Source organism: Catenovulum sediminis (assembly GCF_007289895.1).
GTDB classification, from domain to species: Bacteria; Pseudomonadota; Gammaproteobacteria; order Enterobacterales; family Alteromonadaceae; genus Catenovulum; species Catenovulum sediminis.
In genome coordinates, this window is record NZ_CP041660.1 from 4089516 (window position 1) to 4108962 (window position 19447).

Genomic DNA, 19447 nt, shown 5'->3' on the forward strand with positions numbered 1-19447 from the left:
CATGGCAGAACGACCCATTGCTGGGCCGCCCCCATACAGATCCGGACGTACCCTAATGTTGAAAACAGCACCGCATCCGGCTCTTCATTAATATCATTGCCCGTGTAATACACAAAGCCCCCTAATACCAATCTACTGTAATCAGCCGCTTGCTGACCCGTAGTGGTTTAATTTGAAAATATCCTAGCATATCTTTAAACCCATGCCAATTAAAACTCTGCCTTTGGGGGCGTCTATTTAACCATTTGTATAAGGTGTGCAGCACAAAGTTATATATCCTGCTGATGCTTTTACTATTGTCTGGTAGACCAAAATGATTTTGAATGCCAACCAGTTTTCGTTTTAACATCGGCATGATTATATTCAGTCGCTTAGAGCGGTTTTGCTCTACCCATTGATAAAGTTCATTCAGCATAGTTTTATGCTTTTTCCGACTCGTGACCCGTTTTAATCTTGGCTCGCCTTGATGGTCTTTACCCCAGTAACATTCAAATCCCAGAAAATTAATGCTTTTATCTGGATGACCGCTTGGATGAAAACGGCTGAATCTCTTGAGGTGCGTTTTGTCTTTTGCCAGTTCTAGATTAAATTTTCTTAATCTATTGCCCAGTATCCGAGAAAACGTTTGTGCATCTTGTCGATATTGAAATGCGGTGACAAAGTCATCCGCATATCTTATAAACATGGCTCTGCCCTTCATTCGCGGTTTTACTTTCTTTTCAAACCAGCGGTCTAGTGCGTAGTGCAGGTAGATATTTGCCAGTATTGGGGGATCTCAATGACCCTACAAATTCATAAACTGACGCAATACTTACGCGGATGGGGATACTATTACCTAATAGCCAATGCTTATCAATTAACGGTGGATTTAGATCACTGGATCCGTCGTAGGATAAGAATGCGCTACTGGCGGCAATGGAGAAAACCTCGCACTAAAGTACGCAGTTTAATGAAACTGGGGGTTAGCGAGCCCCTCGCCATTGCATGTGGTATCACCAGTAAAGGCCCTTGTAGAAGTTCGAAAACAAAAGGAATTAACATTGCGCTAGGCAATGACTATTTGGCTTCACAAGGTTTAGTGTCACTGAGAGATATTTGGATTAATATTCATTACGGGAGATGAACCGCCCATTGCGGAGCCGCACGATGGGTGGTGTGGGGGCTGGAGATTAGAAACCTCCGGCTACCCGATTATGAGCTTTTTGCGAACACGATTGCTGCCCAACCAAAAGAATAACGCGCCCGCGGCCCCGTACGCTACAAACAAACCACGAAAGTATAAGTTGGCAGTATCTATTAAAGCGTAAAGAAAACCCGCAGTGCCACCAATCGTGATTATTAATACCGGGTTGACCCAATCCAGCTTTCGTAGCACATAATAGATAGGCAAACCAATGATTGCACAGAAAACTGCCATATATAGAAAACTGAAAATTCCAAATAGCAGGTAAGATCCAATAAACGTACTAAATATAGCGCCGAAGCCGTTGTGACTAAATTCCTCAATAGCCGCCCAGATAGCTACCACCCCGCTCACCAACATCGGAGAAAGAAAGCTAAATAAATAACCCGATCGCATTTCGTTACCATAGTTCATGGTAGCTATAGCTCTAACGCCCCGCCTAACAAACGTAAAATGCTTGGCTAAATTAGGAACGAAGTGACGCAAGCCAAGCTTTTTACGTCCTTGGTTGAGGCGCTTGTTATACGTAACTTGCGCTTACTGAATTTCTTGTTGCCAGTTTACCTTTTGATAAACTGATTTTTGATTAAAGTTAGTGTTACCAGTCGTAGGACCTACATAGTAATACATGCCACCAGAGAAACCTGCACCACCAACTGAAGTAAGTTGTTTTGGCAAAGCAGCTACCGCGTCTTTAGCATTTAAAAATACGTTATTTTCAGGATAGGCGTCTTGAAGAGTAGGCTCGGACAATAATTGTATGGACTGGTTAATAATGCGGCTTGAAATTGCTTTGTGAGTTTGACCTTTCGCCCAACCTAAAGATTTACCAGTAAAGATATTTAGTTCATCGCTATGACCAGCATAAAACACCTCATCTCGAATAATTTGACCATTTACTTCTAAACACCAATCAACAATAACAAAGCTTGCGTAACTTGCATTTGTAATTACTTGTGAATAGCGATGGATTTTAGCGTGTACTTTAGCTTTTTTAGATACGTTTGAAGTATTTTTGTTAAGGGTATTCAAGATTGATTGTTGAATATTATTTTTGTCAGCTTCATCAAAGCTACCCCAATTAAAAGCCCCATATGATTCATTGTCAGCTGTATTTTTATCAACGATGAGTGAAACTGAGTTTACGTTGGCGCTAAATGCAGGAGCGTTTGTTAATAAAGGGAATTCTGTTTTACTTGCTGTCCCAGTAACACCACAACCCACTAAGATTAGAGATAAAGATAAAAATATTAGATGTTTCACACGCACTCCTTATTTACGTATAACATTTTAGTATTCATGCACACGTAGTTTGTGTGAATGAATCATTTGTTGAACGGGCAAACAACACGGTTGTCTGGTTTGATTTATGCTATAGGAATTTGCTTTTTTAAGCTCAGTTGGCATGACAGGTAATCTCCTTGTTGTTAGCATTTCATCAATCCATTTAACTTGAGTTTGAGCTTTGAATTAACGGTAATTTAAGCCAATTTAGCCATTATTTGCAACTTTATTTTTTAGGCTCAGTAAGGTCTAACCTAACTCGACGGGCTTTGTTTTTTATTGGTTTTATTGCCTTAAAAATTTCAGCCTGTTAATACCGGCTCTATAAACTTTCGGCTTGGCAATAAAATACTGACCAGTTTAAGTTCGCCTAATTTGCAATTAGTGCAGGGCCAATACTTTTCTTTGTCTGGCTTTGGTTTTACTGTGCTGGTTTTCTCTGTTTTCTCTGTTTTGCTTTGAGCTTTAATTAGCTTCACTTTAAGCCTGCGGCAAGCATTCGCTAAAAACCCATAATGGCAGCATTTTCAATCTTTATTGTTCGCCTACATTTAGCTGGTTTTACCATGGAATATTTCCTAAACTGATTCACATCGCACCACTTGAGCGATTTTTGACGGCAAGTTTGGGGGTTTTCAAATGAAATATCTGATTTACTTACCCAATTGGCGGGTATTGATGCATTTAAAGCACACAGGGTAAAGTTTATTATGCCAATAGCTCACTGTTTAATTGCGCCTGCGCTTCAAAAAAAAGTGGACAACACAACGGATTTAATAAACTTGTGGGTTTTGCACTCTGGCATCCCCCAGGCCGAATCCGAAATGACGGTTAACATTACCCATAGCAATATTCAAATTGGCAAAGGTTATGCCGTTATGGCGTCTTTGTTATTGCCTTCACTGTGGTCTAAAGAAAATATATCAGCCCTACAGTTGGGTTTGGCAAGCGCATTGTCAGATTATTATTCACTACCCTCTAAGCAGGTTTTTGTTACTACAAGCATTATTGAGTCTGGTTTGGTTGTTGAAAATAACCAAGAGGTAAAATGGTGAACAAGCAACACCGTCACAGTGCAAAGCGATTACCTGCTAAATAAGCGTGTTTTCCACTTCGTGAATTGTCCTTGGCCGGAATGCCTTATTTTCACTTAGTCTTTCGTGCTATCCGGGTAAAAATTCTATGGTCCATTGAGTATTAATGCTGGCAACTTGTTGTGCGGCAAATTGTATGCTTTTAAGTTTTAATAATAATCGCCGTTCGAGTTTTTTATCATTCAGTTCACTTGAGAGTATTGCCGCTTTTACAATTTCACCACTGGCTGCAATTTCAAGTTCAAATACAACTTTACCCGCTAATAATGGATTTTTACGTAAAGCTTTACTGTAAAGTGTGTATAAACTGGTTTTATTATTTTCTAGCACTTGCCGTATACTGGCTTCTGAGCGCTGTCCTTGTGCGTCTTGTATATTAGCAGCGTCTTCGCTATCGGTTGCATTGCCTGTGTTATCCGAACGATTAGCAAGGTAATTATCACTGCCAATTTGTTCTTGTTCGGCTAAGCGAATTTGTTTTATGGTGCGCTCGCCAAGTTCTGCGGTGTTCGCCTCTTCAATTTTTGCACTCTGTGCCTTGTTAACTTGTCTACTTTTGCGGTCTGTCACCGCTTGCAATTTATTGCGCTCTATGACCTGAGCTTCACTTTTACTTTCTTTTAATTTTTCTTTCTGTATCGGTTTAATATCAACAGCCTGGCGCATTGCAAATAATTCGTTTTTCATTGCGGCTAGGCCTGTTGAGCGTGCTTTTTGTTTGGCCGCTTGTCGTTTTTCAGATGCTGTGGGCGGCTCTGGCTTTGTTTTTTCAACTTCAGTCGGGACAGGTTCAGGCTCGGGTTCCGGTTGTTCAAGTTGTTTTTTTTGTAGCACAATTTTTGCCAGTTGCGGCGGCAAACTTTGTTTCGCTTCGCGCGTTAATTCGGCTGTTTCGATAAAAGGTACAATCAGGGCAAAACATAAATATACAAGCAGTAAAAACAAACAAATCTTGGTAAAGAATTTGTCTTGTTTACTGCTTTCACCCCAAGCTTGTCTTTCATCCCACTGCGTTCCAAACGCTGCACTTGTCATTAAGTGGCTCCTTGTTGGTTTTGCACAACTTGCTCAACGGCCAATGACATATCCCGATAGCCTGTTTCAGCACATACCGCCATGATCTGTTTTAACAAGCTATAAGGTAAGCTGGCATCGCCAATGATGGTCACAGACCGACCTTTTTCAGTTTGAGTTTCTGTTAATGGTTTGCTTCTGTTGGCTTGATACTGCAGCTCACTTTTTAATGCACTCGTTAAGTCCGGCGATGCTGTTTGCTGCCAGATCAATTTTTCTTGCACTATTACCTTGCCAGAGAAAATACTGATCACTAAATTTTCTTTGGGTAAGGTCTGTGCGACAGAGGCGGGTAAATTTATTTCTTTATTATTTTGTAATACCCGCACTTCAGATTGATTGACAATCAGGAAAAATACCAAAATCGTAAATATATCCATGAGCGAAACCAGGTTTAATTTACTGCTCGTTGCTATACGTTTGTGATGTTTTGCCAAGCGTTTTGCGCGCATTGATTTTTTCATTCTGGTGCATCTCCCAGCGAAATATTTGGGAAAAGTTCCGCGTCGACCAAATTGGCAGCAACCACGGCTTTAAAGCTTCTCACTGTGTCCATGGTTGAAACAATCGTCTGATATTCGGTGTCTTCGGCGAGTAACAATAGAATGTCACTTTTTTCTATCCCTTGTTGCTGAAAAGTCAGTTTTAAGTCTTGTAAATATTTAGACAGTTGCAGGTAAGGATATTCCCCCTGCTGTTTATTTAATTCCGTCAGTAATACGCCACTTGGATAGTTAATGACAAAACCTTCTTCGTTGACAATCAGTTCTAATACTTTTGGCGCGTCATTTAATTCTGTGTTCTCCTGCGATTCACTATTTACCGGCAATTGCAGGTTTAAAATACGTACCTGAGAAAATACCAGACTCAACAATAAAACAGGTACCAGCACTATCATCAAATTCATAAATGATGTGATATCCAGTTCTGCATCCTGTTTAATTTTGCGTCTTAAACGTCTCATGGGGTGTTAGTCCTTTTTATCTCGCGCTGCACCGTACGACAGTGCATTTAATAATTTAATGCCTGCCATTTCTAACGTATCAACAATTTCTGCTGTCCGACTTTGTAGGTTAGTATGAAATAAGATCAAGGGTATTGCGGTTATTAGGCCAAATGCGGTGGTATTCATAGCCACCGATATGCTGGCAGATAATAAGTTGGCTTTTTCAGCCGGGTCGGCATTCGCCACAGCTGAAAAAGCGGCAATCAAACCCATGATAGTCCCCAATAAACCCAATAGTGTTGCAATATTGGCCAATGTTGCCAACAAGGGGGTACGTTTTTCCAGTTGCAGCATGTATTCCATCACGGTTTCTTCCATCGCGTATTCCAGATCTTCCCGTCGTTTTACCTGTTGCATTCGACTGATACCGGCTTGCAAAACATCTAAAACAGGCGCCTGTTGCTGCATTGCAACCGATTTTATATGTTCAACATCGCCTTTTTGCAAAGCCGATTTTATCTGCACCAATGCGCGTTTATTGGCATTGTGAGTTGAAGACAAAAACAAATAACGTTCTATTGTAATTGCCAAGCCAATTACTAAGACGAGTGCGATAATGTAAATAAAGGGTCCACCGTCCTGTAAAAACCGAATTATAGTGTCGAATAAACTCATGATCCTTTCCTCTGTTGCGAATTATTGTGTGATTGTGCGTGTTGTTTAATAGCTTGTTTAAAGGCTTTTGGATAAATAGGCTGGAGTTCAGGTAGCTGGATGTCGTCATCTTCCAGTTTAAGCTTTTTATCCAGTTGCATGTTTTGCCAGGGCATTATGTATATCACTTTCGGTTGTGCTTGACTGCCTTTCACTTGGCTTTCAATCATTAATGTTTGTGTTTCAGCCGCTAAACTTACCGTTGAGAATATTGAAAATAGAAAGAAAAAAATAGGAATTAAGCTAAGCATATTTAATTTCGACACAACTGCAGATCGTCTTTTTGGGTAACGGCTTAACTGCGTTAGCTGCGTTAGTGGTGTTAATTGTATTAACTTTATTAATTGTGTTAATTGTATTAATTGTATCGGTAAGGTGAGTTTCATTGTTTCGCCTCTTGTTGTGCGGCTTGATTCTGTTTTTGTTTTTTCTTTTGTTTTTGTTCGACGATGGCTAGCCACATTTTTACTTGGCGAGCATCTGGATTGGCTGTCAAATAAAGCTGGTAATGCTGTTTCGCTAATGCCCACTGACCACGGTTTAAATCTAATAGTATCGCGTAGTTTAAATGAATATTGCTGTTATCAGGCTCAATTTGTAAAGCGCGCTGATAACTTGTTTCAGCCAGTGCAAACTGCCCGTTTTTTCGTGCAATCTGACCTTGCAAATTTAAAGCGGTTACCTGATTTGGATTTTTGTTGAGCAGTTGCTCTAAATACCATAAAGCCTGTTTAACATTGTTTTGTTTAACGGCGATCAGCGCTAAATTAATATACCCACCGGCAAGCTCTGGTTGCTGTGTTATGAGTTTTAAAAACATTTTTTCAGATTCTGCTAATTGCCCTTTTTTAAAGCTATCTAGGGCGAGTTGGTAGTTTTTCTCTATCGTTGTCGAAAAAAGTGGTTTTGCAGCAAGTAGTTTTGAAGCAAGTGGTTTTGCAGCAGGATCGAGTTGTTCGGGTGACTCGGCGTTATCTTCGATAACCGCATTGGTTGTTATATCGGCGTTGTCTGTTTTGTCTGCTTTCTCTGTTTTATCTGCGTTTTCTGTTGTATGTGCTTTATCCTCAATATCTGTTTTGCTGTTTTGTGTAACATCGTTATTTATCGCTTTGTCGCCAGCTTTTTTGGGTATATTTTGTTGGCTGTCGGGTAAACTTGCTGGCGCGTTTATTTGCTGCGCGCATGCGCTTAATAACAAGCAGAAAACGACAAAAAATAACCGGCTTTTAAAGCATATTTTCATAAACATCAATCGTGACCTCCTGCCGTTGATATTCTGCCGGAACGAGTTGAGCAAGCTTTGCAAAACTGAGTTTTATCCATTCATCATATAAGTTTTGATGGCTTCGCTGCGCATTTATACTGTGTATATCTATTGCTTTTTCTTCAAACGGAAATGCGATTTCTTCCAGTATTAACTCATACTCTTCTAAGGCTAATTCATCCAGTTCTGCCGGGCGTTCTGATTGCATCACAGCTAATGCCAGTTGGCGGTATAATTCAGCCAACTGAAAGGTAGATTTAGGCACAAATTCTGCCAGTTCAAAGTCTAAACAAGCCTGATAATACTGGATAGCCTGTTGCATTGCTTTTTGTTTTGCCCGCATGCTTTGCTGCAACGGGATTTTCAACTTACGCCACGAGAAGGTTCTGTGGTGCGCTAAACCCAATTCGTATGCAGAATAGCTGGCGAGATAGCGTGATCTGTCTTCAACTTCTGTTTGATTAAACGGGTGCGCGTTCGTAGCAGTACGTTTTAGTCTGCTTTGCTTTTTATGTTCACTGAGAATTTTTCGTAACCAAAAATAACGTTTGTTCGGCTCTTTAGTTTGTAGATAAAATTCACTCATTTTGAAACGCACCTCTTGCGCCAGTGAAAACGGCTTTGGGTATTGGTGTGCGTAGGTGCGAAATGCCAATATCGCTTGCTTTAGGTTATCGTCTTTTAAGTAATATTCAGCCGCGGTATATTGTGCTTCTCTCGCTAACTCATAGTCCTTTTCTGTTTTCGCCATTTGAATCAGTTGAGCAGCTGCTAAACTCCATTTTTGCTGTTGACGATAAATATTGGCCAGTTTTGCCGGTACACTGGCACTGTATTCATGTGCTGGATACACTTGTTTAAACTTAACTAACACTTCGCTTGCTTGTTGCCATTTTTGCGCCTCGATTAATAAATTGGCGGCGTCAAATTCAGCATTTATCTGATATTTTGAAGCGGTGACCACCTGCCCTAATCGTAAGTAATGCGTAGCAGCCAGTAAAGGTTGTGTGGTTTCTAGTGACTTAGCATAAAAATAGATACTGGCTGCAATTAGGTCGGAAATTTCTTGGTATTGTTTAGAGCCTTTTTTAATGTACTGCAGGGCGTTTAGATAAGCTGTTTCGGCGTCTGTATATTGCGCTTGCGCATAATACATATTGGCTTGATGCAAATAAGCTGAACGAAGGTATATTTTCTCGATATTTGACAGCTTATGCGTTTGCGTGGTGTGCTCAAGCTGCTGCAATATTTTATCGGTAAAAAACAACATCTCTTCTGTTAATTTTTCATTTGCTGCATATTGTGCCGCTTGATGTGCAATCGCCAACGCGCGTTTATCAGCCGTAAAACGGGTGACAAAAAGTTTGTCTAGTTGCCGCCTTTGTGTGCGTAATTTTGCTAAAAATTTGACTGATTGTTGCGCATTTTCGCCCTGCGTATTGTGTTGCGCAATTAATTCTCGAATGGTTAACAGTGCGGTAAATAAATAATCAGGCTGCTGGTTGTACTCTGCCACCAAAACTAAATAAGCATTGAGTGCATTTTCATATTGATAAGCACCGTACAGCGCTTCTGCATACAAAAGTCTAGTTTTTTCGAGCGCTTCAGCACTGGGGTTAAATATATCTGACTTGTTTTTTAAAGTTTGCTCTTGTTGTGTTTGTGTTTGTGTTTGTGTTTGTGTTTGCGCAGCCTCTGTATTCAGCTGTTGCAAATAACGGCTAAACCACTCAGCGGCCGTGGCAAAGGTATTTATGCGTTTAGCATTTGGTGCTTCACTGTCTAAGCTAAACTCTTCCATATCTTGCGCTATCGCATAATACTGACGTGCAAACCGCTGGCTATAGGTTAATAAATGCGCTAACACTTCCTGCTTTTCAGCCAGTTGTGCAGATTGCCAAAACGCTGAAGTTAAAGAATATTGCTGACTGAATTTTAATTCGACATCGCGTTTTTTAGCCAACAACCCCTGCTGTTGATATAAGTCCATGAGTTTTTGGTAAAAACGGGCTGACCAAATTGAATTTGCATCTTGTTTTATATACGCCAGATACGTTTGCTCGGCATCTCGCTTCAAGTCTTTTTGCAGCATAAAATCAGCAAATCCCGCATATAAATTATGTTTAAACTGCCTGATATCAATGCGTTGTTGTTGGCAGTATTTCACTAATTGGTTGAGTGATGCCGCTTGCTGTTGCTGGCTTAACGATATATTCAAACCCCGCTGCGCATCTTGATATAAATTTGTTTTCGTTTGATAAGTTTGTGCCATTAATGTCACAAAATATTGATCTGCACTGGCATATTGATAGGCTTTTAAGGATGCCCAAGCCGCCATATATAAACTATTGCGATAAAACACTGATTTTTCCGGCGCTAGCTGCAGATTGTTTTTATCCTTGTTGAGTACCTGCTGAAAAGCAGTTAAAGCTGCTGGGTAATTGTTGTGATTGTAATAGATGTCTCCTCGACGAAAGTGCAGTTCATTATAATATTGGCTATTCGGGTATTCAGTTAACAACCGTTCAATGGTCGTTAAGCTTTTTAATGCTTCTCCTTTTATCGCATAGGCTTTGGCAAGCTGATACAGGATGTGCTCATTTTCAGCCCGGTTGGGATATTCTTCTAATAATTTCTGGTACTGTATTATCAACAGATCTGCAGTCACATTTTCAGCTTGGTTTTGCTGTTCAAATATTTGTGTATTGAGTTCGGTTATTCGATATTGAATGTCCGTTTTGATGCTTTGATTCGGTTCGCTGGCTAAGATTAGCTGATATAACTCGGTGAGTTTTTGTTTACGTTGAGCCTGTTTTAAAGCACGCTCTGCAGCTTGTTGTTGTGCCAATTTGTCTTGCTGGATCTTGCTATTGTCATCTGTGCTGTTAATCCAAGCAGCCAAATTATTACCATTCTGCAGCCGGTTGTTTTCTATATCATTGACTGCCCTGCTTCTGCCGCTTTCAGTTGAAATGCAACCCACAGTCGTTAAACAAAGCAAGCTGATGCAGCAACTGACTATTATTCTAGATAAGACGCCTTGCTTAATCCGCTTCATGACGATTCTCCAATAAATGAACCATCAATTGACGCGTGTTGCGAAGTTGCGTTTCTAATTGCTGTTGGTGATCTTCCGCTAATTGATTTAATTGGCTTAACAGTTGGTTTGTTAGTGTGCCTTCAATTTTCTCAGCATTATTTAACAAACTTTCCAGCTTTAAACTTTGCGTTTCGTGGCGTTTGATCAGCACGTTAAAACCTGAATTATTCGCCATTAAACCTTGCAACTTTTGATACTGTATTTGCGCTTGTGTTAATTCTTTTTCAATTTGATTTAATTGCAACTGATGTTGCCAAATGACTTGCGGCGCTGTGGTTTTTGCTTGCCAGAATAAAACACCGGCTAAGCGCTGCAAACGCTCGCTGTATTCATCTGTATTTCTGCTATTTTTTATCCGCTCAACAATCTGCAAACCTTCCGTTAATTTACTTTTCCACGCCATTTGCTGCGTATTCAGTAATAAGGTTTGCGCTAAAAAATCAGTGGCATTCATTGCAGAATTAACACTTAAATTAACTTTTGCGCTTTGTATGGTTTTTTTCAGCGTGTTCTGCCGTTTTTTAAGCGCTGCCAATTGTGGTTTTATTGCGCTGTCTGCCAACAAAGCACTTACCCGTTTTTGCCTGTTTTTATTCAGCGCGATTGTATCTGCTAACCAATTAATTTTATTTTTTTGCTGTGCGAGCTGTTGTTTAAGTTGCGCTAATTCGGCTCGCTTTTGCAGTGTTTGCGCAATTTCTGTCGTCTGCAGTGCAATATGCGACCATATTAAATTAGCCTTTTTACTTTCATATATAGAATGTGCGTATGTCGGATCTGTATTTGTGTACAATTTATCAAGACGCAGCATAACACTTGAAGCATCTTTGTTAATCGATAACCTAAAGTCAGACAAGCTGTTTAATTTTGCTAAGTAAAAAGCTTCTGCATTGGTTAAATGGCGATATGCTTCTGTCGCATTATGACTTCGCATCGCTGCGCGTGCTAATAAGTTATCTTTTTGCCAGTTTTGCTGTAACGCCGGAAACACTTGCGCCACGATATTCCAAGCTTGTTCAGCTTTATCTAATTGATTCAGTTTGTAAAAACTTAAACCGTATAAATATAGCCCTTGCTGCGCAAACGCGGAATCTTTGGCAACATTTGCCAACTGTTGGTTTGCAGCCTGATAATTGGTTAAGCCGATATAACAGCGCGCCAGCAAGATGTTTAAATAGTCATGCAAGGCTTTTGTTTGTAGATGAAATTCAAACTCTGTTTCAGCTAATTCACTGTGTTTCTTGCTGGTTTTGTCACTGTTTTTTTCACTGTAGTCAATTGTCTTTGGTAAGGTGTTTTTTATCGCTGCTAATTGTATTTGTGCCTTGGCAAACTGTGATTTTTGCATTAAGCCGATAGCTTGATTAACCCATACATAAAACCAGTCAAAATCTGCTGGCTTATGAAATGCTTCTTCGCCCTGCTGCTGTTTTGCTAATAAAGTTTGATATAGCGAATGTTCGTCCAGTTGTTTTGCATTGTGGTGAAATGCGACTTGCATGCTCGACAGATAAGTGGCCGCTAGTGCGCTGGGCAATTCTTTAATTTTGCTTAATGCCTGTTGAGCTGGCTGCAAGTTTTGCGCATCCAGCGCACTGACGGCAAGTTGTAAATACGCAATATTGGTTAACAGATATTGATTGTCATGCAGCAGAGCTTGCGCTTGCTCTGGCATATTTAACTGTAAATAAAGACGCGCTAGAAACAGTTGATTTTTAATGCCCTGTTCAAGTTTATCCGCAGGTTTCTCTTTTGGGTTTTGCTTTTGGTTTTGCGCTTTGTTCTGCGGTTGTGCGTTGATGGGTTCTTGAGCGTTTATTAACTCACGACCTTGCAATATATGCATAGCGGCATATTTTTCATCGGTAAAATAATGGTATAACGCCTGCCGATAATGCTTCTCTGCCAGCTTATTTGCACTAATAGCTGCAGTATTCGCGAACACGGGTAACGCAAAGGTAAACAATACGAACCATGCCGTTATCCCTATCACTTTTAACGCCTGCGCTTTTAGAATCAGGGCTTTTATCGGCAAGGCTGTTAAATACAAGCCTGTTTCCGGCATACACGCGTCTGTTTTAGGCGGATAAAGGCTTGCGAAAGGCATTTATAAAATCCATTCTTCGACGACAAAATTGCTTTTATGGGTTGCACTGTCATCCTGAATTTTAATTTCTAACATCACTGCGTCTTCTGTTTTTTCAAACGAATAGTGAACAGCTCGTTTTACATCTCTTTGTTGATTATCTTTGCCGGTAAACAGCGCTGTGATCTGATGTGTGCCCATTTTGATATTACCAGTATAGATTTTTTGGATCCCCCCTTGCTCTAGCGCGCGTCGCTGCAAATCTGTGTACAAAAAGCCGACTACTTCACTGTCATTTAACTTTAGCTCGACACTATCTAGTTTAAAAAAACGGCCGATATCTAAAGAAACAAAAACAGCGACTTGGGTACTGGCCGGAAACAACAAATCTTCTTCAAGCACAAATAAGGCACGATTTAATGCGACTACATCTTTTTTTAATGCTTGTAGTTCTTGTTGTACCTGAGTTTGCTGGGTAGCGACTGAATCACCATTTTGTTGCGCCAACACAACTTTACTCAGCACAATCCATAACAGTGTCGTCAATAACATTACCTTCAAAAACACGGCCTTTGATAACCGCACCTTCGAAAACAGTGCAAACGAGATAGGTTTTATGTACTTGAACAACGACATTAGACTTCCTTAAAAATAAATGCTGGCAAAGATACGCAAAACATTGGCTGAAAACTGATACAAAGGTTCTTCACCAACCGCGGCTTGGGCTGTAGGGTCGCGAAAATTTTGATAATCAAACTGAATGTAATCCCACTGCACTGAAACTTCAGAGCGCCAATCGAACAATTGATATGTTTCGGGTAATAAATAAGTGGCGCCAATGCCTAACGTGATATCACTAAACTCACTCAGTTCTTTATCTCGCGCCAAATAATTCTGTGCGTCGCGATACGGAAATAAGTCTTGATAGAATTCTGCTTGTGTTTGTTGGTATTGGCGCGCTTTAAATTCAAATTCGAAATGTTCGCCCAGCGGATGACGATACAAAACTTCAACATCCTGTGCGGTTATTTGCCAGCTATCACTAAAATAGCGGTAGTGAGCAATGAGCGCCGCGCGATACGGCAAATAATAACTGGCAGACAATTTACTGGTAAATGAGTTACGCGTATTGGGATAAATTTCGGCTTGATACGCTACACCCGCTTGTGAATCTGGATCAATAAAACGCACAGTGCGATATGGATTATTTAAAAAGCCGCTATCAGAAATCGCTTCCACCTCTAATTGGGCGGTTAAATTACGGGTCAGTATTTGGCTGAGTCCGGCCCGTATTTTGTAATGTTGTGCTTGTTGTAAAAAATTTTCGTCGCCGTTTCGTTTTACTTCATCATCGCCATAACTCAAACCTAGGTTCACCGTTGTCAAATCACCAAAAGTATCATGTGAGACACTCACACTAACCGACTTAGCTAAATAATCATTTTCATCACTTTGCCTGAAATTGACCGCCATCGTGGTTTTATTATGCAGATATTCTATCCCTAATTGTGCTTCTTGCCGCTCTTCTGCATATTCACTGGCGGTACTTAATACATCAACGGATGCAGATGAAATTGTATCCATATAATAAAATGCAGTAAGCGCAACCGATTCGCTGGCTTTTTTTCTCAGTTTGACCGCGGGGCCATCTATTTTCATACCGCCACCTTGATAACTGTGGTACAAAACTTCGGCTCTGTCCGGCGCTAAAATAGCAGCTTGCAATGACACGCTTAAAAGTGCCAGCAGTAAAAAACACCCGCTTTTAATTACAACCACAACCACCGCCTCCTGTGCCTTCTGCTCCGCGTGCTGATTCCCTTGCTTCATAGACATGTGCTTCATGATTTAGCGCAATTGGATGCCGAGCGCGCAGCATAATCGGATCGGCCAGATTTTGTCGCTCATAAGGTTTCACCCAAGGTTCAACCCCCAACTGAGCACAACCTGTCACGCTAATGATAATCAAAGCCAAAACCGTTAACTTATTCACGAATAAGTTTTTTAATTGCTTTTGCATACTTTTTCTCATACCCGGTTTTGTACCCCTGAAAAACGTCCCGTACCTGACCGTTTCGGTCGATAATGACTGTGGTTGGCATCGTATTGACTTGATAAAGCTTAGAAACGGTATTGCTGTTATCAAACATTATCGGAAAGCTAATATCTATTTCTTGTAAAAAATCCCGCCCTGCCTGATTTTCTTGCTCTACGTTAACGCCCCATACACTGACCCCCAGATCAGTATAGTTTTGCTGTAAATTTTCTAGTGCTGGCATTTCCTGGCGACACGGGCCGCACCACGATGCCCAAAAGTTCAATACAATAATCTGTCCTCTTTGCTCGGTGAGGTTAAGGTTTTCACCCGTCATTGATTTTAAGGTAAAGTCAGGTGCCATCAGCGATTCGTTGGCATACAAACTTTTGTTTAAGGTGATTGTTTGCACAATAAACAAAACTAAAACTAACAGATTTTTCTTCATTTTGATGGCTTCCGTTTTTTATCACTAAGCTATTAATAATTTAAAAATAAACAGCAAAACCGGTCGTTAAATTTAGGTTGTGAGTCGATTTATTTTCACCGGTAATTTGTGTATCGAGCATGTAATCGGACATATTCACGTCCCATGCCAGCCAATCGGTTAAAAACAAACGATAGTTAATACCAAGCGTTAAGGTAAATTGGTCATTGCCGGCAAACTGTGTATTGCCACCGCCGAGCTCAATTGACAAAGCATTGTTAAATGCCAGTTGCGGCGTTAAAAACGATTCACCCGGTAATAAATTGTAGCCGACTGCCAGACCATAAAATTTAAATTGACGCTCTTCATCACTTAATAAAGGAGATACATTCGCCAGCTTTTCAAAACTGGTTTGTCCCGCTTTTGCTTGCCCAGCACTGGCTTTGATATAAAAGTATTCAGATAAATGGTAAGAAACTTGCGCCGATAACCATGTGCTCACGCCAAAATCTTCGATACTAACAACACCTGTTTGCACACCGATAGCGAAATTTTCGCTGTCTAGTACATCTTCTATCACTTCTCTTTGTTCAGCAGTAGGTGCTTGCCATACCCCTGTATTATTTGTCTCTTGTGCATAAGCGGCACATGACAAACTATAAAGCAGTAAACCTGCTGCTAAAAAAACGCGCTGATGCCTAATTTCCATGTGTCTAACTCTTCATTTGAATTACGTTTTGTCAATACGAGCGAAAATTTATATTCAGCCCGTATAATAAAATTTCGCGTGACGTGATATTTCAGCCCCACATTTGTCGTTAATAAGGTATTGTTTCTATCTTGTGCTTGCGCCAATACACTGTGCGGTTTGGTTTCAATTACACCAGCGCCAACGCCTAAAAATGGCGTGACAGTCCACTGTGGAAAAGGCTGTGCGAGTAAGATTAAATCATAAACTGTGCTGTCAGAACTTTGCCCGAGTACCTTTCCTGCTGAAAACTCTGTACTTAATACCGGATCAAACATGTACGCTATGTACCAGTTAAAATATTCGGCTTTATTCAATTGACCAAACATCACACCGGTTTCCCAGTTACGATTTTGATAATCTTCAAAACTATATTCAGCCAGTTGAATACGCCGTTCTTTTTGTGTTAATAACCGCAGTGCATCCTGATGGATCCAGCCTTGATTGCCGCGCTTATCAGAAACTTTTAACCAGCTTGTTCTTTTACGCACAACTGTTAAGACCTCGCCGCGCTCTGCGACATAAATGACAGGGTACGCTATGTTTGGCCCGGAGTGCATCTCAACAAATGGCACTTCAACTATCAGTTGTATACTTTCGTTTTTTTCATTTTCTCTTTCACTGCCGCTTTCTCTGGTACTTTCACTGGCACTGGCCTTAAAACTTGTTAGGCAGATAATCACACTGGATACAACACATACAATTGATATAAAAGATAACAACGGACTTAAATAATTAGATGAAAATTGGGTACGCATTGTTTAATCGTCCGTTTGATAAAAGGGTGTGTTGTAATATTGCGCACCAATATCCAACCATTCACTGATTAATCTAAGCTCATCAGCTGTCAAGCGGCCATAATGCGATCCTTCTGGTAAAAATAAATCAAAAAAACGCCTGCTATTTTGTGCGCCATTGCTCGACATGACACTGCGCACTGTGACTGTTGTTAATACCGGAATAGGTTGTTCGTCGGCATCTAAAATCAGCTCTCCTTCTTCATCTACCTCAAAAACAGTATTGCCATTTTCATCTGTGACTTCTATTAATTTATCACGCAAAATACCTTCCAAAACTTCTTGCTCGTTATCGTTAAAGAACAACTCGCGATAACTTGTTAGATGACGGTTTTGCTGATCAGATATTTGTCCGGTTAATTCTAACTGTGCGGCCGCGACCTGAGGCAGACCATCTGCATCTGTGGTACTGTGACAAGCAATACAGCTGTTATCCTCAATGACTTCATTGTTTTCTTCATCTATAACTTTGCGATCTAATTGCCAAATTGCTTGTATATGCTCAACGTAATTAATTTGAATGCGGCAGTATGCTTGCCAGTTGTCAAAACAAAAATAACCGTTGGGAGCTGGAGTCGATAAGTTATCGTAACTGAGCGAAATTTCGGGATTAGGCACTGAAATAGCGGGATCGCTCCAGACATCAGTATAGTTTAGGTTAGCACTCGGATAGGCGAGTCCTTGTAAACGGGCTAATGTTTCAGCCATGGTTTCACCAAATTCGGCCGCTAAATCAGCTTGCGTATTATTAAAAGCACTGCCCTGTTGTGCAGCGCCCGCGTTAATTGAAGGTGCGCCAGCAGCCAAACGCCCGTGGGGTAAATTACTATTTCTTTCATGACACCCTTTGCATTCAAGCATTTCGCCACTTTTTACCGACAGCCAATGATTATGACGAGGGCTGATTCTTTGTCCGCTGGCATCGACTAAACTAAGGGTAAATGGTGTGTTTGCCGGTACCACGACCTTAACGGAACCGTCAGGTTGAATGGGTGTATAACCAATAATCTCGCGCATTAATTGATTACTGCTGCGTCCAAAATCTGTGCCCCGTACATTGCGAACTGATCGTGGTGGCATTGGCACGCCACGAATCAGTTTTAAAAAGCGCGCGGGTAATTGCTCAGCCGGCGTTTGCATTGGATCACGCAATTCGTCAATGGAGATACCCTCACTGCTTTGACCATCTAAATCATACACACTTCGGATATGTAATATGCCTGCATTCAGGCTGGCGGTTTGTGCATCTAATTCAAGACCCACTTGTTTATCAGCAATAAATTCTGCTGACGGCGCAGATTGCATGACAATTGCTTGCTCAATTAATTTACCAGACTGTCCTTTAACCACCAGCTGTTGCGTGTTTTTTTGCTGATCATATAACCACAACTCATAAATAGGTTCGGCAGCTGAAACATTGTCCGCATTCAGCTCGTCAGTTTGCCGGCATGTTTGTACCTTATCGTCGATCTGTACTCTACATAAACTTAAACTCATTAAATAACGTGACGAATTATCTCGCAATGCAAAAATGTCCGTCAATTGACCGGATAAATTGATATTTTCGTCAATATCAAAATCAAACAGAGTTTCGACAAACAAACGCTGCTGCGCACTGTCGGACACCTCGTCGCCATCTAGTTCAATAAAAGCTTCTGTGTAATTGTCGATATCGATTGTCAGTGGTAATTTTTGATAACTGGGATTGTTATCCAATGTCAGCATAAAATAAAACTGGCCGCTTGGCAGTTGGCGCATCCTGATAAATTGAATATTGATGTTTTGTTCATTGAGTGAATACGGGTGTGAGTGCCAGCCATATATAAATTGGTTTTCGCTGCCGTCTGGATTCATTTGATAGAGGTTGATACTGTTATTTCCCCCTGCACTGTCCCAGCGTGAATAGAGAATTTTGCCGTTTTGTCGCACCAATGGATAAAAATCATGGCTCATATTAAAACTAATTTGTTTTATGTTTTCACCATCGGCATCCATCACGTGTAAATTGAGTGTTTGTGAATCCCGCCTTTCGTCTAGCGCCGTGTATTGTGGGCGGCCTTCGTCTAATAAAATGGCTTTGCTTAATCTTTGTCGGGTGGATGCAAATATAATGCGCCCGTCCGGTAAAAACTGTGGGTGTAGGTCGTGTCCTTGCTCAGCCTGCGTATCGCTTTGCATGATCCGCCGCAAATCACCCGTATCATGCTGATATAACCAGATATTCCAGCTGGGTTGAGCCTCACCGTCTTCGTTGTCAGGCGCTCTAATCGACATCAACAGTTGATTGCCATCTGGAGACAGAGCTAAATCTTTGATATCAAAGCGTGGATTAGGGTTTTCTTCTGTTACAAATAAACCTTGGGTGATTTCTTCTCGAGGGGCAAGCGCTGACGCGCTACTTTTGACAAAAAGTTTTGCGCCGGGGTTGAATATAAATGGATTTCTGGCATTAAATTCAGCTTGTTGAGCTTCGTCTGTTTCACTCGCCGCTTGGGTAATAATATCCCGCTCTAAAAATACAACAGGAAACTCAACCAACACAGGATCAGTTTCAGAAGAGTTTGTTTTTGTCTCAGATCCACCACAGCCAAATAATAAAAATATCAGCGCGAGTCCGCTACCGCGTATAACCGGAATCATGCTAGTCCTTGTCCACTTATAAATAATTGCAGCTTGATTTTAGTCCGCAATT

The 19447-nt window shown here is 40.9% G+C and carries 19 protein-coding genes and 2 pseudogenes; 2 read left to right on the forward strand and 19 right to left on the reverse strand.

Features of this window, described 5'->3' with window-relative positions; all coding sequences use genetic code 11:
• Positions 1 to 121: 121 nt before the first annotated feature.
• Positions 122 to 766 (reverse strand): reverse transcriptase domain-containing protein, encoded by a 645-nt coding sequence (locus FNT16_RS17505; protein ID WP_143872798.1) that lies wholly within the window; start codon positions 764 to 766, stop codon positions 122 to 124.
• On the opposite strand from FNT16_RS17505, the pseudogene FNT16_RS17510 reads away from it, so the two are divergent.
• A pseudogene (locus FNT16_RS17510) lies at positions 767 to 1123 on the forward strand (group II intron maturase-specific domain-containing protein); the annotation flags it as partial.
• Positions 1124 to 1183: 60 nt separating this feature from the next.
• Here the strand turns inward: FNT16_RS17510 and FNT16_RS20440 are convergent.
• The 3 genes and pseudogenes from FNT16_RS20440 to FNT16_RS20445 all read right to left on the reverse strand — a co-directional run.
• Positions 1184 to 1597 carry a hypothetical protein gene (locus tag FNT16_RS20440; RefSeq protein ID WP_185976640.1) on the reverse strand — a complete coding sequence of 138 codons (414 nt, stop codon included), beginning with the start codon at positions 1595 to 1597 and terminating at the stop codon, positions 1184 to 1186.
• 123 nt (positions 1598 to 1720) lie between these two features.
• Positions 1721 to 2446, reverse strand: coding sequence for a hypothetical protein (locus FNT16_RS17515; RefSeq protein WP_143872800.1), 726 nt, complete (start codon positions 2444 to 2446; stop codon positions 1721 to 1723).
• Positions 2447 to 2769: 323 nt separating this feature from the next.
• Positions 2770 to 2985 (reverse strand): annotated as a pseudogene (locus FNT16_RS20445) (IS91 family transposase); the annotation flags it as partial.
• Positions 2986 to 3177: 192 nt separating this feature from the next.
• On the opposite strand from FNT16_RS20445, the gene FNT16_RS17520 reads away from it, so the two are divergent.
• A complete protein-coding gene (locus FNT16_RS17520) occupies positions 3178 to 3522 on the forward strand; it encodes a hypothetical protein (RefSeq protein WP_143872801.1) in 345 nt (114 codons plus the stop codon).
• Between the two features lie 108 nt (positions 3523 to 3630).
• Here FNT16_RS17520 and FNT16_RS17525 read toward each other — a convergent pair whose 3' ends face one another.
• The 15 genes from FNT16_RS17525 to FNT16_RS17595 all read right to left on the reverse strand — a co-directional run bounded on the left by FNT16_RS17525 (position 3631) and on the right by FNT16_RS17595 (position 19395).
• Positions 3631 to 4596: an AgmX/PglI C-terminal domain-containing protein gene (locus tag FNT16_RS17525; RefSeq protein WP_143872802.1), complete on the reverse strand. Its 966-nt coding sequence runs from the start codon at positions 4594 to 4596 to the stop codon at positions 3631 to 3633.
• A complete protein-coding gene (locus tag FNT16_RS17530) occupies positions 4596 to 5099 on the reverse strand; it encodes an ExbD/TolR family protein (protein ID WP_143872803.1) in 504 nt (167 codons plus the stop codon). The genes FNT16_RS17525 and FNT16_RS17530 overlap by 1 nt, the downstream gene beginning before the upstream one ends.
• Positions 5096 to 5599 carry a biopolymer transporter ExbD gene (locus FNT16_RS17535; RefSeq protein WP_143872804.1) on the reverse strand — a complete coding sequence of 168 codons (504 nt, stop codon included), beginning with the start codon at positions 5597 to 5599 and terminating at the stop codon, positions 5096 to 5098. Before FNT16_RS17535 ends, FNT16_RS17530 begins: the two co-directional genes overlap by 4 nt.
• A gap of 6 nt (positions 5600 to 5605) precedes the next feature.
• Positions 5606 to 6256: a MotA/TolQ/ExbB proton channel family protein gene (locus tag FNT16_RS17540; protein ID WP_143872805.1), complete on the reverse strand. Its 651-nt coding sequence runs from the start codon at positions 6254 to 6256 to the stop codon at positions 5606 to 5608.
• Positions 6253 to 6681: a hypothetical protein gene (locus FNT16_RS17545; protein WP_143872806.1), complete on the reverse strand. Its 429-nt coding sequence runs from the start codon at positions 6679 to 6681 to the stop codon at positions 6253 to 6255. Before FNT16_RS17545 ends, FNT16_RS17540 begins: the two co-directional genes overlap by 4 nt.
• The gene (locus tag FNT16_RS17550) at positions 6678 to 7547 is read right to left on the reverse strand and encodes a tetratricopeptide repeat protein (protein ID WP_143872807.1); all 870 of its coding nucleotides are present in this window, start codon (positions 7545 to 7547) and stop codon (positions 6678 to 6680) included. The genes FNT16_RS17545 and FNT16_RS17550 overlap by 4 nt, the downstream gene beginning before the upstream one ends.
• Positions 7525 to 10620, reverse strand: coding sequence for a tetratricopeptide repeat protein (locus tag FNT16_RS17555; RefSeq protein WP_143872808.1), 3096 nt, complete (start codon positions 10618 to 10620; stop codon positions 7525 to 7527). Before FNT16_RS17555 ends, FNT16_RS17550 begins: the two co-directional genes overlap by 23 nt.
• On the reverse strand, positions 10607 to 12769 hold the full coding sequence (locus FNT16_RS17560) for a tetratricopeptide repeat protein (RefSeq protein WP_143872809.1): 2163 nt from the start codon (positions 12767 to 12769) through the stop codon (positions 10607 to 10609). The genes FNT16_RS17555 and FNT16_RS17560 overlap by 14 nt, the downstream gene beginning before the upstream one ends.
• Positions 12770 to 13294, reverse strand: coding sequence for an AraC family transcriptional regulator (locus tag FNT16_RS17565; protein ID WP_425456685.1), 525 nt, complete (start codon positions 13292 to 13294; stop codon positions 12770 to 12772).
• 99 nt (positions 13295 to 13393) lie between these two features.
• Positions 13394 to 14527, reverse strand: coding sequence for a DUF3570 domain-containing protein (locus FNT16_RS17570; protein ID WP_246072277.1), 1134 nt, complete (start codon positions 14525 to 14527; stop codon positions 13394 to 13396).
• Entirely contained in the window at positions 14514 to 14768 is a 255-nt protein-coding gene (locus FNT16_RS17575) for a DUF4266 domain-containing protein (RefSeq protein WP_246072278.1), read from the reverse strand. Before FNT16_RS17575 ends, FNT16_RS17570 begins: the two co-directional genes overlap by 14 nt.
• Positions 14734 to 15231 carry a TlpA disulfide reductase family protein gene (locus tag FNT16_RS17580; protein WP_143872813.1) on the reverse strand — a complete coding sequence of 166 codons (498 nt, stop codon included), beginning with the start codon at positions 15229 to 15231 and terminating at the stop codon, positions 14734 to 14736. Before FNT16_RS17580 ends, FNT16_RS17575 begins: the two co-directional genes overlap by 35 nt.
• A 40-nt stretch (positions 15232 to 15271) precedes the next feature.
• Entirely contained in the window at positions 15272 to 15919 is a 648-nt protein-coding gene (locus FNT16_RS17585; protein ID WP_143872814.1) for an outer membrane beta-barrel domain-containing protein, read from the reverse strand.
• A complete protein-coding gene (locus tag FNT16_RS17590) occupies positions 15889 to 16716 on the reverse strand; it encodes an SH3 domain-containing protein (RefSeq protein ID WP_143872815.1) in 828 nt (275 codons plus the stop codon). The genes FNT16_RS17585 and FNT16_RS17590 overlap by 31 nt, the downstream gene beginning before the upstream one ends.
• Before the next feature lie 3 nt (positions 16717 to 16719).
• The gene (locus tag FNT16_RS17595; protein ID WP_143872816.1) at positions 16720 to 19395 is read right to left on the reverse strand and encodes an HzsA-related protein; all 2676 of its coding nucleotides are present in this window, start codon (positions 19393 to 19395) and stop codon (positions 16720 to 16722) included.
• Positions 19396 to 19447 lie beyond the last annotated feature (52 nt).

Bases quoted from the DNA above. Each gene is read 5' to 3' on its own strand.
- FNT16_RS20440 (WP_185976640.1), bottom strand. From the start codon at position 1,597: ATGAACTATGGTAACGAAATGCGATCGGGTTATTTATTTAGCTTTCTT.
- FNT16_RS17520 (WP_143872801.1), top strand. From the start codon at position 3,178: ATGCCAATAGCTCACTGTTTAATTGCGCCTGCGCTTCAAAAAAAAGTG.
- FNT16_RS17525 (WP_143872802.1), bottom strand. From the start codon at position 4,596: ATGACAAGTGCAGCGTTTGGAACGCAGTGGGATGAAAGACAAGCTTGG.
- FNT16_RS17530 (WP_143872803.1), bottom strand. From the start codon at position 5,099: ATGAAAAAATCAATGCGCGCAAAACGCTTGGCAAAACATCACAAACGT.
- FNT16_RS17535 (WP_143872804.1), bottom strand. From the start codon at position 5,599: ATGAGACGTTTAAGACGCAAAATTAAACAGGATGCAGAACTGGATATC.
- FNT16_RS17540 (WP_143872805.1), bottom strand. From the start codon at position 6,256: ATGAGTTTATTCGACACTATAATTCGGTTTTTACAGGACGGTGGACCC.
- FNT16_RS17545 (WP_143872806.1), bottom strand. From the start codon at position 6,681: ATGAAACTCACCTTACCGATACAATTAATACAATTAACACAATTAATA.
- FNT16_RS17550 (WP_143872807.1), bottom strand. From the start codon at position 7,547: ATGTTTATGAAAATATGCTTTAAAAGCCGGTTATTTTTTGTCGTTTTC.
- FNT16_RS17555 (WP_143872808.1), bottom strand. From the start codon at position 10,620: ATGAAGCGGATTAAGCAAGGCGTCTTATCTAGAATAATAGTCAGTTGC.
- FNT16_RS17560 (WP_143872809.1), bottom strand. From the start codon at position 12,769: ATGCCTTTCGCAAGCCTTTATCCGCCTAAAACAGACGCGTGTATGCCG.
- FNT16_RS17575 (WP_246072278.1), bottom strand. From the start codon at position 14,768: ATGCAAAAGCAATTAAAAAACTTATTCGTGAATAAGTTAACGGTTTTG.
- FNT16_RS17580 (WP_143872813.1), bottom strand. From the start codon at position 15,231: ATGAAGAAAAATCTGTTAGTTTTAGTTTTGTTTATTGTGCAAACAATC.
- FNT16_RS17585 (WP_143872814.1), bottom strand. From the start codon at position 15,919: ATGGAAATTAGGCATCAGCGCGTTTTTTTAGCAGCAGGTTTACTGCTT.
- FNT16_RS17590 (WP_143872815.1), bottom strand. From the start codon at position 16,716: ATGCGTACCCAATTTTCATCTAATTATTTAAGTCCGTTGTTATCTTTT.
- FNT16_RS17595 (WP_143872816.1), bottom strand. From the start codon at position 19,395: ATGATTCCGGTTATACGCGGTAGCGGACTCGCGCTGATATTTTTATTA.